Origin of the sequence: Gordonia sp. OPL2, from assembly GCF_003797825.1 — a bacterium.
GTDB lineage: Bacteria > Actinomycetota > Actinomycetes > Mycobacteriales > Mycobacteriaceae > Gordonia.
Map to the genome: position 1 here is coordinate 19,760 of NZ_RKME01000027.1, position 14,555 is coordinate 34,314.

General features: G+C 67.9%; 14 protein-coding genes and 1 riboswitch. Of the genes, 8 read left to right on the forward strand and 6 right to left on the reverse strand.

Going from position 1 to position 14,555, the window contains the following annotated elements; genetic code table 11:
• Positions 1 to 16: 16 nt before the first annotated feature.
• A complete protein-coding gene (gene alc, locus EEB19_RS21030; protein ID WP_222929965.1) occupies positions 17 to 1,000 on the forward strand; it encodes an allantoicase in 984 nt (327 codons plus the stop codon).
• A 197-nt stretch (positions 1,001 to 1,197) separates the two neighbouring features.
• Here the strand turns inward: alc and EEB19_RS21035 are convergent, their stop codons facing one another.
• Positions 1,198 to 1,656: a hypothetical protein gene (locus EEB19_RS21035; protein WP_187589312.1), complete on the reverse strand. Its 459-nt coding sequence runs from the start codon at positions 1,654 to 1,656 to the stop codon at positions 1,198 to 1,200.
• The gene (locus EEB19_RS21040; RefSeq protein WP_187589313.1) at positions 1,653 to 3,011 is read right to left on the reverse strand and encodes an aminotransferase class V-fold PLP-dependent enzyme; all 1,359 of its coding nucleotides are present in this window, start codon (positions 3,009 to 3,011) and stop codon (positions 1,653 to 1,655) included. Before EEB19_RS21040 ends, EEB19_RS21035 begins: the two co-directional genes overlap by 4 nt.
• Before the next feature lie 17 nt (positions 3,012 to 3,028).
• Positions 3,029 to 3,142: riboswitch (SAM riboswitch) on the reverse strand.
• Between the two features lie 130 nt (positions 3,143 to 3,272).
• Here EEB19_RS21040 and EEB19_RS21045 point away from each other — a divergent pair.
• Together EEB19_RS21045 and EEB19_RS21050 are read left to right on the forward strand one after the other, a co-directional pair.
• A complete protein-coding gene (locus EEB19_RS21045) occupies positions 3,273 to 4,508 on the forward strand; it encodes an isochorismate synthase MenF (RefSeq protein ID WP_262365832.1) in 1,236 nt (411 codons plus the stop codon).
• Positions 4,505 to 5,461, forward strand: coding sequence for an ERCC4 domain-containing protein (locus EEB19_RS21050; RefSeq protein ID WP_187589314.1), 957 nt, complete (start codon positions 4,505 to 4,507; stop codon positions 5,459 to 5,461). The genes EEB19_RS21045 and EEB19_RS21050 overlap by 4 nt, the downstream gene beginning before the upstream one ends.
• 242 nt (positions 5,462 to 5,703) lie before the next feature.
• Here EEB19_RS21050 and EEB19_RS21055 read toward each other — a convergent pair whose 3' ends face one another.
• From EEB19_RS21055 to EEB19_RS21065, 3 genes are read right to left on the reverse strand one after another with little or no spacing between them, the layout of a single operon-like run.
• Entirely contained in the window at positions 5,704 to 6,936 is a 1,233-nt protein-coding gene (locus EEB19_RS21055) for an O-succinylhomoserine sulfhydrylase (protein ID WP_187589315.1), read from the reverse strand.
• On the reverse strand, positions 6,900 to 7,313 hold the full coding sequence (locus tag EEB19_RS21060) for a rhodanese-like domain-containing protein (protein ID WP_187589316.1): 414 nt from the start codon (positions 7,311 to 7,313) through the stop codon (positions 6,900 to 6,902). Before EEB19_RS21060 ends, EEB19_RS21055 begins: the two co-directional genes overlap by 37 nt.
• Positions 7,310 to 7,825 carry a hypothetical protein gene (locus tag EEB19_RS21065; RefSeq protein ID WP_187589317.1) on the reverse strand — a complete coding sequence of 172 codons (516 nt, stop codon included), beginning with the start codon at positions 7,823 to 7,825 and terminating at the stop codon, positions 7,310 to 7,312. Before EEB19_RS21065 ends, EEB19_RS21060 begins: the two co-directional genes overlap by 4 nt.
• Positions 7,826 to 7,929: 104 nt before the next feature.
• On the opposite strand from EEB19_RS21065, the gene EEB19_RS21070 reads away from it, so the two are divergent.
• Both EEB19_RS21070 and EEB19_RS21075 read left to right on the forward strand, forming a co-directional pair.
• Positions 7,930 to 8,970: an ABC transporter substrate-binding protein gene (locus EEB19_RS21070; RefSeq protein WP_187589318.1), complete on the forward strand. Its 1,041-nt coding sequence runs from the start codon at positions 7,930 to 7,932 to the stop codon at positions 8,968 to 8,970.
• A 168-nt stretch (positions 8,971 to 9,138) separates the two neighbouring features.
• Positions 9,139 to 10,536 (forward strand): FAD-dependent oxidoreductase, encoded by a 1,398-nt coding sequence (locus tag EEB19_RS21075; RefSeq protein ID WP_187589319.1) that lies wholly within the window; start codon positions 9,139 to 9,141, stop codon positions 10,534 to 10,536.
• 292 nt (positions 10,537 to 10,828) lie between these two features.
• On the opposite strand, the gene EEB19_RS21080 is transcribed toward EEB19_RS21075, so the two are convergent.
• Complete coding sequence (locus EEB19_RS21080) at positions 10,829 to 11,311, reverse strand: hypothetical protein (protein ID WP_187589320.1); 483 nt, start codon at positions 11,309 to 11,311, stop codon at positions 10,829 to 10,831.
• Between the two features lie 178 nt (positions 11,312 to 11,489).
• On the opposite strand from EEB19_RS21080, the gene EEB19_RS21085 reads away from it, so the two are divergent.
• From EEB19_RS21085 to EEB19_RS21095, 3 genes are read left to right on the forward strand one after another with little or no spacing between them, the layout of a single operon-like run.
• Complete coding sequence (locus tag EEB19_RS21085; protein WP_187589321.1) at positions 11,490 to 12,548, forward strand: iron ABC transporter permease; 1,059 nt, start codon at positions 11,490 to 11,492, stop codon at positions 12,546 to 12,548.
• A complete protein-coding gene (locus EEB19_RS21090) occupies positions 12,545 to 13,669 on the forward strand; it encodes an iron chelate uptake ABC transporter family permease subunit (protein WP_187589322.1) in 1,125 nt (374 codons plus the stop codon). Before EEB19_RS21085 ends, EEB19_RS21090 begins: the two co-directional genes overlap by 4 nt.
• Entirely contained in the window at positions 13,666 to 14,493 is an 828-nt protein-coding gene (locus tag EEB19_RS21095) for an ABC transporter ATP-binding protein (protein WP_187589323.1), read from the forward strand. Before EEB19_RS21090 ends, EEB19_RS21095 begins: the two co-directional genes overlap by 4 nt.
• Positions 14,494 to 14,555 lie beyond the last annotated feature (62 nt).

Below are 14,555 nucleotides of genomic sequence, written 5' to 3' on the forward strand. Positions count from 1 at the left end.
TCCACATTTCACGTCGATGCCCGACCTCGCCCTGCGCGACCTGGGTGGCGCGGTGGTCTGGACGAACGATGATCTCTTCGCCGAGGCGCAGAATCTGATCAAGACACCGCCGGCGCAGTATCAGCCGGCGACCTTCGGCCACAAGGGCCAGGTGTACGACGGCTGGGAGACCCGCCGACGACGCGAGACCGGTGTCGACCAGGCAATCGTGCGACTCGGCGCGCCCGGCGTCGTCTACGGCGTCGTCGTCGACACGTCGTGGTTCAAGGGCAACTACCCGCCTTACATCTCGGTGGAGGCGGCTGCCGTCGAAGGTGTGGCATCGGTCGGTCAGCTGCTCGACGACACCGAGTGGGTGACCATCGTCGAGAAGTCGGCCGTCGACGGCGACACCCGGAATCCGTTCAAGGTCGACGCCAAGAACCGGTTCACCCATGTCCGGCTGTCGATGCATCCCGACGGCGGCGTCGCCCGGTTCCGCGTGCACGGACGAGGCGTCCCCGACCCGCATTTCTTCCGGTACGGCCACTTCGACCTGGCCGCACTCGAGAACGGCGGGCTGATCACCGCCTGCTCCAACATGTTCTACGGCTCACCCAACAACCTGCTGATGCCGGGACGGGCACGGCACATGGGCGAGGGCTGGGAGACGTCGCGTCGCCGTGACTCGGGCAACGACTGGGTGCAGGTCCGGCTGGCCGGGCGCAGCAATGTCAGCCTGGTCGAACTCGACACCAGCTACTTCCTCGGCAATGCTCCCGGCTCCGCGACGGTCCGCGGGCGCGACGGCGAGGACGGCGAGTGGTTCGACGTGCTCGGCCGCACCGATCTGCAGCCGGACACCCGCCACCGATTCGTCCTCGACCTGGACCGTCCGATGACCGAGGCCCGCCTCGACATCTTCCCCGACGGGGGGATGGCCCGCTTCAAGCTCTACGGGACCCTGACCGGAGATGCCGAGGCCGCACTCGTCGAGCAGTGGGAGCGCGGCGAGGCCTGAGCCCGCAGGCGCTCGGGCAAACCGCCCCGCAAAACCGCTCTCACGGAGCGTGTGACTGCCGGATCGACCGTCCGACCTGGGACTACGCAGAACCGCCGGGCGCATTTCGGGGGCGGTCACCACTTCCCGGGCGGCTTGTGGGCGCGTTCCCCCGGCCGAGGTGACGTTTCCGGCCGGCCTCAGGGCGGCGCCGTGGCTCAGGCGACGCGCCCCCGCGCCGGGTCCAGCAGCGGTAGCACCTGCTCACGCACCCGAGACTCGGTGGCGGAACCGTCGATGGGCACGATGATGACCGCATCGGCGATCTCCGCGATGTAGATGTCGCGGATCAGTGTCACCAGACCGCGCGGGGTGCCGATGTAGCGGATCGTCTCGGGCACATCGTCCTCGGAGGCCGCCGGGTCACCGGCCGCGGCCCGCGCCGACGCCGGGTGCGGTGCGATCGCGGCCTCCACCTCCAAGGCGACCACGAAGTTGGCCTGATCGTGGGTGCCGGAGCGGAGCAAGGACCGCGCGCGCTGCGCATCGCGCAACGTGGATCGTCGGACGACGATCGGAAATGACTGCGCGACATCGTCTCCGGCGATGGCGACCTGCAGACGCGGCCGCCCGATGCTGATGGTGGCCGACGTCGGCGCGGCGAACTCGATGGTCACGCTGTCCTCGCTCTCGTCAGCCCGCTCAGGGCATCGATGAGTCGGTCGATGTCGTCGGAGCCGGTGCCGAGCCCGAAGCTCGCGCGCACGGCCCCCTCGGGATGGCCCAGTCGCTTCAACAACGGATGAGCGCAGAACTTCCCGTCCCGCACGCCGATCCCCGCTGCAGAACTCAGGTACTCGGCGACCTCCCGCGGCGTGAAGCCCGCGACGTCGAAACCGGCGATGCCGACACGCTCGGTGGAGTCGCTGAAGATCCGCAGAGCGGTGACGCCGGTCAGACCCGCAAGGCCCTCGTCGAGCCGGGTGGTCAGCTCTGCCTCGTGCAGGCCGATCGACTCGAAGCCGATGTCGGCGAGCGCGTCGCAGGCCGCGGCGATCGCGATGGCGCCGAGCACGTTCGGCGATCCCGCCTCGTGGCGCGCCGGTCCGGTGTGCCACTGCACGTCGGTACCCGATTCGTCGGATGCACCGACGGCGACGTGTGCCGATGCTCCGCCTCCGGCCAGGTACGGCGCGGCCTCGTCGAGCCAGTCCGAACGACCGACCAGGACACCGGCACCGAATGGCGCGTACAACTTGTGGCCGGAGAAGACCAGGTAGTCGATACCGTGGGAGACCATCGAGATCCGACGATGGGCGACGAGTTGCGCTGCATCGATCAGGATGCGCGCCCCGTGCCGGTGGGCGGCTGCGGCGAGTCGGCCGATCGGGAGCACCTCACCGGTGACGTTCGACGCCGCGGTCACCGCGAGGAGCGCCGCCGGCGACGACGCGAGCTCGGCCTCCAGCGCTGTCAGGGTGTCCTCGATGGTGTCGCAGGCCTGCACGATCCGCACCCGCGAGGAACCCGTCTGATCGGTCTCGCACCAGGGCAACAGGTTCGCGTGGTGCTCGATGTCGAGGACGACGACGTCACCGCGGGTCGCGTGCGCGGCGAGGTTGATCGCGTCGGTGGTGCCTCGCGTGAACACGACGCTGTCGTCGATCCGCCCGCGGACGAACCGTCGGACGACGTCGCGTGCCGCCTCGTACCGACGCGTGGTGACCTGCGACAGATGGCCGGCACCGCGGTGCACGCTGGCGTACTGGGCCAGCGCGCCCTGCACGGCACTCGCCACCTCCGCCAGTGCCGGCGCACTTGCCGCGTAGTCGAGGTTGGCGTAGCGAACCGGCGAGCCGGACGCGCACGGCACGCACTCGTCGGCACCGACGACCCCGGCAAGGGGCGCGATGCCAGGCCGTCCGGTGAACGAGTCAGCGGTGGCGGTCACCGGGCTCGACTCGATGCAGGGTTCGACGTCGCCGGCGACGTCCGATGTGGTCGGCAACGGTGCTGAGAGAACAGCGGTCATGACAAATACTCCTGTGGAATCCGCACTTGCCGTGATCACCTCGAACACGGCCGGGTCGTCACCCGGAGCACCCCACCGCGGAGGAGGGTTGCCGACCAGCGAGCCGGGGCTTGTCACTGGCACTCATGACCCGCATCAAGAGTCACCCATGGCCGGTCGGGGTGTCAATTTTGATTCACCGTGCACGAAACCCCCGCTTCGCCCGACCCGAGGCCGCCCCGGTGTCGAACGACGGCGCCTGCCGCGCAGTAGCGTGGAGGTGTGACTGCCGCCGACCGTGACTCGCTCGGGTCGGCCGCGTTCGTGTTGTCGCGGCCCTCCGGGAGGGTGACCGCGGAGGGCGTCGACCGGCGCTTCGACGACGCCCACGCCGCCGCGCAGGCGCTCCGGACCGGAACGGTCGGAGCCGTCGTCGGTGCGTTTCCCTTCGATCTCGATGACACCGCGGCGCTCATCACGCCCCACGCACTGAGCCGGTCCGAGCAGCCATGGCGTGGGGAGCGCGGCAGGTCGCGCACCATCTCGTCGATGGCATTGCATCCCGATCCCGACGAGCACCGCGAGCGCATTCGCCGGGCCATCGCCGAGATCGGTTCCGGACGGCTCGAGAAGGTGGTGTTGGCCCGCTCGGTCGACCTCACCGTGGAGCCGGAGATCGATGTCGACGAGCTGATCGGCGCTCTGGCATTTGGCAATTCGGAGCGCAACGTGTTCGCGGTGGATCTGGGGGCCCTTCGTGACACTCCGCTGGCGCTCCGTTCCTCAGGGACCGGGGAGACATCCGCGCACTGTTCCACAGGTGGGGAGACATCCGAGGCCCGCTACTCAGGGACCGGGGAGACGTCCGACGGCGGGGGCGCCGCATCGGGCTCGGCGTGGCTACTCGGTGCGAGCCCGGAATCCTTGGTACGCAAGGAGGGTCGCGTGGTGACCTGCCAGCCGTACGCGGGATCGGCTCCCCGATCGGCCGACCCGGTCGCCGACCGCGCCGCGGGCGAGGCCCTCCTCTCATCGGCGAAGGACCTGGCCGAGCACGCCTTCGTCGTCGACCATCTGCGAAATCGACTGGGGCCACTGTGTTCCGATCTCGACGCCCCGGGCAGACCGGAACTCCGCTCGACAGGCGAGATCTGGCATCTCGCGACACCCATCCGGGGAATCCTGCGCGACGAGTCGCTCACCGCCCTCGACCTGGCATTGTCGCTGACCCCGACACCCGCGGTCTGCGGCACACCGAGTACTACTGCCGCACAGTTCATCCGCGAGGTCGAGGGCTGTCGCGGCCTGTACGGCGGCGCGGTCGGTTGGTGCGACGAGCACGGTGACGGGGAATGGATGGTCACCATCCGCTGTCTCGAACTGTCCACCGATCGACATCGGCTGCGCACGTGGGCGGGCGGCGGCATCGTCGCCCAGTCCGATCCGCAGGCCGAGGTGGACGAGACCACGGCGAAGCTACGGACGGTGTTCAACGCGCTGGGGCTGGAGCACCCGTGACCGACGACTTCTTGATCGCCCGCAACCCGGAGGAGAACTCGTCGCTGCCGTTCATCGTGCGAATACCGCTCGGCGCCAACGGCATCATTCTCAAGGTGCGGGACACCTGGCCGCGCACCACCAAGATCTACTGCCATCGCGCCGAGGCCTGGCCGGCCGACCCCGACATCGTCGAGACACTGCCCGTGCGGAGCGTGTCCCGCCGCGGTGCCGCAATCGATCTCGTGCTCGAACGGGGCCGCGAGAACAGATCCCAATTCGTCCTGACCCGCGCCCGGGGGCGCGAGATGATCTTCTGGCAGTCGCGGCGGACGACGAAGCAGGCCCGACCGAACGTCACCCTGCCGACCGCCCGCGCGCACGGTCAGGTGCTGCAGATCGTCGTCGACTCACAGGAACGCTACGCATACGGGTTCACCCATCAGCAGACGTCGATCGAGCGCCGCAAACTTCCCGCCGGTGACTACGGTGTCGTCGACGGTGACACCGTCGTCGGTGCTGTCGAGCGCAAGTCGATCGACGATCTGAGTGCGGGTCTGACCTCGGGCAAGCTCACGTTTCAACTCGCCGATCTCGCCGGCCTGCACCGGGCGGCGCTGGTGGTCGAGGCACCATACAGTGCCCTGTTCAAGCGCGAGTATGTCGCGGGGGCCACGCTCGCCGAGGCCGTCGCCGAAGCGCAGGTCCGTTTTCCGCGGGTGCCGATCGTGTTCTGCGACAACAGGAAGATGGCCGAGGAGTGGACTTACCGCTGGCTCGGTGCGGTGCTGCACGAATGGCGGCTGTCGCAGCGCACCGACATCGTCGTCGCCGATCTCGAGGGGCCCTCGGCGAGTCCGGCCGAGATCCGTGCCTGGGCGGTCGACAACGGGCTCGAGGTGCCGGCCAAGGGCCGAATACCCACTCGCGTGCGGCAGGCCTGGGAAGCGCGCAACGACCGTCGCGAAAGCTGAGGGCACGCACCGGGAGTGGACCCTTCGTGGCTTCGTCGCTGCGCTCCTCGCACCTCAGGGATCGGGCGAGGAGGGAGCCCCGTGCACCGCACTCAGGGATCGGGCGTGAAGCGAGCCCCGTGCACCGCACCTCAGGGAGCGGGCGTGAAGCGAGCCTGCGAGCATCTCCGGTCAGGCGAGGAGCGGGCCTGCAGCATCTCCGGTCCCTGAGGAGCGAGCCTGCGAGCGTCACGAAGGGCCGACTACCCCAGTGCGCGATCGAGATCCGCGAGCAGGTCGTCGACACCTTCGAGTCCGACGGACAGGCGGACGACCGAGTCGGTGACACCGATGGCCGCGCGCCCCTCCGGCCCCATCGCGCGATGCGTCGTCGTCGCCGGATGCGTGATCAGCGACTTCGAGTCACCGAGATTGTTGGAGATGTCCACCACCTGCAAGGCGTTGAGCACCTCGAACGCACGCTTCTTGCCGTCGACACCGTCGCGGTCGCCGATCTCGAAGGTGACCACAGTGCCGCCGCCCGACATCTGCGACGTCGCCAGGTCGTATTGCGGATGTGACTGCAGGAAGGGGTATTTCACCCACCGGACCCGATCGTCGGCCTCGAGGAACTCGGCGATCCGCAACGCCGACGACACCGACGCATCGAGGCGAAGGCGCATCGTCTCGAGGCCCTTGAGCATCGTCCACGCGTTGAAGGGGCTCATCGCGGGGCCGGTGTGGCGCATCAGCGTCTGCACGGGACCGTCGATGTACTCCTTGGTCCCGAGGACCGCGCCGCCCATCACGCGGCCCTGGCCGTCGATGTGCTTGGTGCCGGAATACACGATGACATCGGCACCCATGTCGAGCCCGCTTTGCAGCAGCGGTGTGGCGAAGACGTTGTCCAGCACCACTTGTGCGCCCGCGGCATGGGCCAACGCGGTCACCGCGCGGACGTCGACGAGGGTCTGCATCGGGTTCGACGGGGTCTCGAAGAACACCGCGGTGGTCGGCTTCGACAGCGCGGCCTCCCACTGGTCGAGATCCTCTCCGTCGACGAAGACGGTCTCGACTCCCCACCGGGGCAGAATCTCGTTGCAGACCACGAAGCACGAACCGAAGAGGCTGCGCGCGGCCACCAGACGGTCACCTGCCTTGAGCAGTGCACCGAGCGCGACGAAGACCGCCGCCATGCCGCTCGCGGTGGCGAAACACGCCTCGGCACCCTCGAGTTGCCGCAGCCGCTCCTGGAACATCTCGACGGTGGGGTTCCCGTAGCGGGAGTAGACGAATCGCTCGTCCTCACCGGTGAAGGCGCGTTCGGCGGCCTCCGCCGAGTCGTAGACGTAGCCGCTGGTCAGGTAGAGCGCCTCGGACGTCTCGAAGAATCCCGAGCGGTCCAGCCCTGCGCGTACCGCCAGCGTGTCCGGCGAAACCCCTTCGGGCAGTTGCCTGCTCACGACTGCCGCCACGGGAGATTGAGCGCCCGCCATCCGGTGGCGCCACGATGGTCGTTCTCGTCGAGCCCACCCTCGAATCCGTCGAGGATGTTGTAGGCGGCGCCGATGCCGTCCGACGTCGCGGCCTCGGCGGCCGCGATCGAGCGATGCCCGGACCGGCAGATGAAGATGACCTCGTTCTCGTCGGAGATGCCGGCCTCACGCAGCTGCGCGGTGAATGCCTCGTTCGGCCGGCCGTCGGGGAAGGTGTTCCACTCGACGAACACCGTCCGTTTGCCGATGACCTCGAGATCGGGCACGCCGACGAAGGACCACTCGGCCCGTGTCCGACAGTCGACGAGGACCGTGTTCGGATCGTTCTCCAGTTTCTCCCACGCCTCCTGCGGCGTGAGGTCTCCCGAGTAGCTCACGACGTACACACCTTCCAGTCCCCGTCCTCACGCACCACGATCGTGTCGGCGACCTGCTTCTGGTCGGCCTTCTCATCGAAGTGCCAATGTACCTTCGCGGTCGCCCGGTCACCGTCGACGGTGATGTCGGTGATCTCCGGGATCACGATGTGACCGTTCTCGTCGAACGACTTCCGATTCTGATCGAGAAAGGTCGTCTCGTCGGGGAAGGTGTCCGACGACAGGTCCGCACTGCAGGTCGCCCCGCGATACTTGCCGTAGTCGAGATCGTTGCGCGCCGTGTAGGAATCGTTGATCGCGTGCTGGACCTGTGCCTCGACACTCAACCGGTCGTCGGCCGGCCGGATCAGATACGAGATGCCGATCCCGGCCGCGGCGATCACGACGACGGCGAACGCGACCAGGAACGGCCACGCGTCCTTCCACGATCGCCGGTCGTCGGCAGGTGCCGGCTCCCGGGAATCGGCGGATCCCGACCGGTCACGGTCGCGATCACCTGCGCTCTTGGCCATGGCGGCGAGTCTATCGACCACGTCCCCACCGCCGATCCCGGGCATCGACGTCACCCTGCGTGCGGTGGTAAGGGTGGGTTAACTGTCGTCGACGTGAGGTCGTTATGCGTTTGTCCCGAGCCCGACTCCCCCATCCGCTCAGGCTGGCCGCGGTGGCCATGGCCGCGACGGCCACGGTCGCCGTCGCCGCCTGCAGCCCTCCCGAGGAGGACACGGGCGCGTCGTCGGCGGCACCGAGCGCCGAACCCGGCGCCCTCCCGGTGACCGTCGACCACAAGTTCGGTGCGACGACGATCTCGAGCGCACCGAAGCGTGTGGCCGCGATGGGTGTCGGCGACGCCGACACCCTGCTGTCGTTGGGGATCACGCCGACGACGATCGCTCCTTTCGCCGATCCGACGCAGCGGTCCGCGCCGTGGAACGAGAAGCTGCTCGGCGACGCCGAACCCGTGATCCTGCCGCAGGCCGCCCAGGACTTCGGCGGACAGATCGCCAAGGCGTTGGGCACCGATCCGGACCTGGTCACCGCGATCGGCGCCGCGCCCAGCCAGGAGCAGTACGACGTGCTCAGCAAGGCCGCGCCGACGATCGTCGGACCCAAGCAGTACCCGAACTGGCAGATCCCGTGGGACGTGCAGACCACCGAGATCGGCCGTGCGGTCGGCCTCCCTGACGCCGCACAGGCCAAGATCGACGAGACCAAGGGCAATCTCGCCGAGGTACGCAAACAGCATCCGGAGTTCGAGGGCAAGACCGGCGTCGTGGTGTCCGGGCTGCCGACCGGCGCCGTCTCGATCTTCAGTCCGCAGGACGGCCGCGGACAGACCCTGTCCGACTACGGATTCAGCTTCCCCGAATCACTCAAGCCGGCACTGACCAGCGGTTTCTACGGTGAGATCTCCCCGGAGAACCTGAACCTGCTGAACGACGTGGACGTGGTGGTCGCCGTCGACTGGGAGGGCGCCAACGACCGACTGAAGAAGGACGCGACCTGGTCGAAACTGCCCTTCGTCACCGAAGGCCGGGCGGTCTACCTCGATCAGCAAGTCGGCAGCGCGATGTCGGTCCCGACGGTCCTGACGCTGCCGTGGGTTGCCGAACAGTCGGTCGGGCCGATCTCCGACGCGGCGAAGAAGGCGAAGTGACCTGCACGGCAATCTCCAGGTGAGGTAAACCTCACATGAGATTTTGGCCGGGGACGAAGAGCGCCTACCGTAGAAGGGATAGCGCCGCAAATCGCGGCACCACCCGCGGCTCGTCGAATGAGTCGTCACGAGAGCCAGTTCCACGAGAGCCAGGAAGCACCCAATTCCATGAGTGACACCAGCCGCCCCTTGCGGGTTGCCATCGTCGGTGCGGGTCCCGCCGGGATCTATGCCGCCGATGCGTTGATGAAGTCCGACACCGCCAAAGATCGTGGCGTCAGCATCGATCTCTATGAGCGGATGCCGGCCCCGTTCGGCCTCATCCGTTACGGCGTGGCCCCCGATCATCCACGGATCAAGGGCATCATCACGGCACTGCACAAGGTGCTCGACAAGCCGCAGATCCGTCTGCTCGGCAACGTCGACTACGGCACCGACATCACCCTCGAGGAACTGCAGGACCTCTACGACGCCGTCGTGTTCTCCACCGGCGCCACCGACGACCGCGCCCTCGACATCCCCGGCGTCGACCTCGACGGCAGCTACGGCGCCGCGCAGTTCGTGGCCTGGTACGACGGTCACCCCGACTTCCCACGGACCTGGCCGCTCGAGCAGGAGAAGGTCGCCGTCATCGGTGTGGGCAACGTGGCGCTCGACGTCGCGCGAGTCCTCGCCAAGACCGGCGACGAACTGCTGCCGACCGAGATCCCGGCCAACGTCTACGAAGGCCTCAAGGCGAACAAGGCCGTCGAGGTCCACGTGTTCGGCCGTCGCGGTCCGGCACAGGCGAAGTTCACCCCGCTCGAGCTCAAGGAGCTCGACCACTCGCCGAACATCGAGGTCATCGTCGCTCCCGAGGACATCGAGTACGACGAGGGCTCGGCCGTGGCGCGTCGCGGATCGAAGATCACCGACCAGGTCGCGACCATCATCGAGAACTACGCGATCCGCGAACCCAAGCAGGGCGCGATCCACAAGCTCTTCCTGCACTTCTTCGAGAACCCCATCGAGATCCTCGGTGAGGACGGCAAGGTCGTGGGTCTGCGTACCGAGCGCACGCAGCTCGACGGCACCGGCAACGTGAAGCCGACCGGCAAGCACACCGACTGGGAGCTGGGCGCGGTCTACCGGGCCGTCGGTTATCTGTCGGACAACCTGCCGAAGATCCCGTTCGATCAGCAGGCCGGCGTGATCCCGAACGAAGCCGGACGCGTGTTCGACGACGGCAAGCACCTCGTCGGCATGTACACCACCGGATGGGTCAAGCGCGGGCCCGTCGGTCTCATCGGCCACACCAAGGGCGATGCCAACGAGACCGTCGACTGCATCCTCGAGGACATGACCAACGACGCGCTGCTCTCGCCGAGCCGTCCGTCCGAGGACGCCGTCATCGAACTGCTCGAGGGCAAGGGCATCCCGTTCACCACGTGGGACGGTTGGTACCGCCTCGACGAGCACGAGCGCGCTCTCGGCGCTGCCGAAGGCCGCGAGCGGGTGAAGGTCGTCGAGCGCGAGGACATGATCGCCGCGTCCGAACCGGACAAGGTCTCTCGCCCCTCGGCCTGACACTCGCGCGGGTCACTGGCCAGAGGTCGGGGAATCCTCGCCCGCCGGCCCGGGACCCGAACTCGGCGACTGTGCCCTGATTTTCATCGAGCGTGCCCTCGCGACCCCGCGGTGGGCACGCTCGACGAATTTCTGGACCCGGTCGGCGTCAAGGGGTTTGGGCGCCACGGGCCGGGTGGTGAGACGAACGCAGCAAAACGGCGACCGGTGATCCGGTCGCCGTTTTGTCAGGTGAGGGAGCGGGAGGCGAGGCGTCCTCTCGCCTCCCGCGGACCCTCCGGGGTCGATTCCGTCAGCTACCCGTGGGGTTGGTCGTGCCCGGGTTCTCCTGGTTGCGCCAGTTCTGCCAGTAGCCGAAGTTGTTCGTGATGTTCTCCGCCTCGTCGCCGAACGTCCAGCCCGAGATGGTGGCCGGGAAGCACCCGAACCAGCGGGTCTCGATCGGACGCACCCAGCGATTCTGTTTGGCATCCCACTTGGACATGGTCGCGTTCGGCTTCAACTCCTTGACGCGCACCGATGCACCGTTGATCTCATTGAGGATCACGTTGTGCATGGTCGAGCCACCGATGTTCTTGACCGTCATCCAGCGGTACATGTACCACGCCTTGTTCCACGGCTGACCCCACTGCCCGAAGTGGCATTCGATACCACCGGTGATCTGCAGATCACCCGGCGCCGCGGCCTGTGCGGGGGTGGTTCCGGCGAGGGTGCCGGCAGCGATTCCGACGGTTGCCATGACCGCCACACTTGCGCGCTTGAGCGATGCTTTCATCGACCTCTCCTTCGTTGTCGGCGTTGCATTTTCTGGTCGGTCTATCGACCCATACCAAGCGAATCGTTACGCACGGCACAGCATGCTCACAGGTACGTATCTCTTTCGTTATGCAAACGACATGTCGTGACCTGGCCCGGAATCCCGGGCAAGCCAACCCTTGGTAAGGTCGGCCTTCGTGCGTCGTATCACCGGAATCGTGCTGCTCATCGCGGTACTCGTGGTCGCGCTGTTCGCGTCCATCGCGATCGGCGCGCGCGCTCTGGGCATCGGCGAGGTGTTCGATGTCCTCCAGGCCGGCGGGTGGCCGCACCTGCGCTTCACCGACTTCCACGGCATCCCCTGGGTGGTCCTGGAATCGCCGGCCGCACCGCCCGGCGCCGACGACAGCTACGGCATCGTCTGGGATCTCCGCTTCCCGCGGACCCTGCTCGGCCTGACCGTCGGTCTGGCGATCGGGGCCGCCGGCGCGCTCGCGCAGGGCCACACACGCAATCCGCTCGCCGACCCCGGCATGCTCGGAGTCAACGCCGGCGCCGCCTGCGCGGTCGTGGTCGGGGTATACCTGCTCGGCATCCAGAGCCCCATCGCCTACATGGCCTTCGGTCTGCTGGGTGCACTCGTCGCAGCGAGCGCGGTGTTCGGCCTGTCCGCGTTGTCGGGGGCCAGCCCGTTGACACTGATCCTGGCCGGCACCGGCCTCTCCGCCCTGCTGCTGGCGATCACCTCGGGCATCGTGCTCTCGGACGCCGCAACCCTCGACGTGTGGCGGTTCTGGAACGTCGGTGCGACCAGCGGCCGCGGGCTCGACGTCTTCTCGGCGAGCCTTCCGTTCATCGTCATCGGACTCGTGCTCGCCCTCGGCAGCGGCTACTTCCTCAACGTCCTCAGTCTGGGCGAGGACATGACCAAAGCGCTGGGCTCACGCGTCGTCCTCATCCGGACGGTCGGGATCCTCAGCATCACCCTGCTCGTCGGGGCGGCGACGGCGGCGTGCGGACCGATCGTGTTCCTCGGACTCGTCGTCCCGCACATCGCACGGGCGATCACCGGGCCCGACTACCGATGGATCGTCCCGTATGCCGCACTGCTCGGGGCCATCCTGGTGCTCGTGTGCGACGTCCTCGGTCGTGTGATCGCGCGGCCGGGAGAAGTACAGGTGGGAGTCGTGCTCGCGCTCGTGGGCGCGCCCTTCCTCATCGCCCTCGTCCGACGACGGAAGCTGGCCAGCGTATGACCGTCGACCTGCAGCCGGGACAGACATCCCACGACCCGGGCCCGAGCACCCGTCCCCGATCGGGCCGCCGCCGCGTCCTGCGCGTCGGCCCCTCGTCGTGGGTCGTGCGGCCACGGATGCTGCTGGCGATCACCGTCGGACTCGCGGTCACGCTGCTGCTGTTCCTGCTGAGTGTCGGCATCAGCGACTACCCGATGAACGTCGTCGACGTCGCACGCGTGCTACTCGGTGGCGGCACGCGGATCGAGAACGTCGTCGTCTTCGACGTGTCACTGCCCCGAGCGCTCGTCTCGCTGCTCGTCGGCTTCGGCTTCGGCATGGCCGGCGCCCTCACCCAGATGATCGCCCGGAATCCGTTGGCCACCCCCGACATCCTCGGCATCACTGCCGGCGCGAGTGCCGCCGCGGTCGCCGCGATCGCGTTCTCCTCGACATGGGGCGCCTGGCTGGCCGGGCTCGGCACCCCGCTGGCCGCCCTCCTCGGCGGGTTCGTCACCGCTATCGCGATGTATCTGCTCGCCTGGCCCGGCCGATCCGCCAACATCGGTATCGACCCGTTCCGTCTGGTCATCATCGGCGTCGGCGTCACGTGGATGCTGCAGGCACTGACCAGCTACATGCTGACCCGAGCACAGATCGCCGACGCCGCTCGGGCCCAGACGTGGTTGGTGGGTTCGGTGTCGCAGTCGACCTGGTCGGATGTCTGGCCGTCGGCAATCGCCTTCGGCGTCGGAGTGGTGATGGTCATCGGCCTGTCGCGGCCGATCGGGGTCCTCGGCCTCGGCCCCGACGTGGCCCGCGGACTCGGCATCAACGCCGGTCGGGTGACCATGATCGTCCTGCTGGCCGCGGTCGTGGTGACCGCGTTGTGCGTCTCGGCGGCCGGGCCGATCTCCTTCGTCGCGCTGCTGGCACCGCAGATCGCGTTGCGACTCACCGGTTCTCCCCTGCCGACACCGCTGGCGTCGGGAGTGCTCGGCGCGATTCTGGTTCTCGGCGGAGACCTGCTGTGCCGCACCGTGCTGCCCGGCGGACTGCCCGTGGGCATCGTCACCGCCGCGATCGGCGGACCGTTCCTCATCTACCTCATGATCGCGATGTCCCGGAAGGCGACAGTATGAACCACCCGGCACCGCACTCACGGCTGCGCGCCGAGCGTCTCAGCGTCGGATACGACGACCGCACCATCATCTCCGACCTCGACATCGAGATCCCCGACGCGGCGATCACGACCATCATCGGACCCAACGGCTGCGGCAAATCGACGCTGCTGCGGGCATTGTCGCGGCTGCTGCCGGCGCGGACCGGCACCGTGTACCTCGACGACGAGGACATCACCACGATGCGGCCCAAGTCGGTGGCCCGCACGCTCGGACTGCTCCCGCAGAATCCCGTTGCGCCCGAGGGGCTCACGGTCGCCGACCTGGTCGCGCGTGGCCGTCACCCGCACCAACGGTGGTATCAGCAGGCCACACCGGAGGACGAGGTCGCCGTCGAGCGAGCTCTCGCCCAGACCGCGACGACCGACCTCGCCGACCGGCCGATCGAGGCGCTGTCCGGCGGTCAGCGGCAACGTGTCTGGATCGCACTGACACTGGCCCAGGAGACCGATCTGCTCCTGCTCGACGAGCCGACCACATACCTCGACCTCGCGCACTCGGTGGAGATCCTCGACCTCGTCCACACCCTGCGCAGCGAGCACGGCAAAACCGTGGTGATGGTCCTCCACGACCTGAATCTGGCTGCACGATACAGTGATTCGCTCTTCGTGATGCGGTCCGGCCAGATCGTCGCCAAGGGCACACCTGAGGACGTCATCACGGCCGACCTCCTGTTCGAGGCGTTCGGTCTGCGGTCACACGTCATGGCCGATCCCGTGTTCGGCTCGCCGATGATCGTCCCGCTGGGGTCCAGGCACTCGGTCCGGTCGGACGCCCGCGCCTGACCCTGCCGTTCGCCCGCCCGAACCCGCTTCATCGCTGACTCGCTCCTCACCCGGAGCCCTTC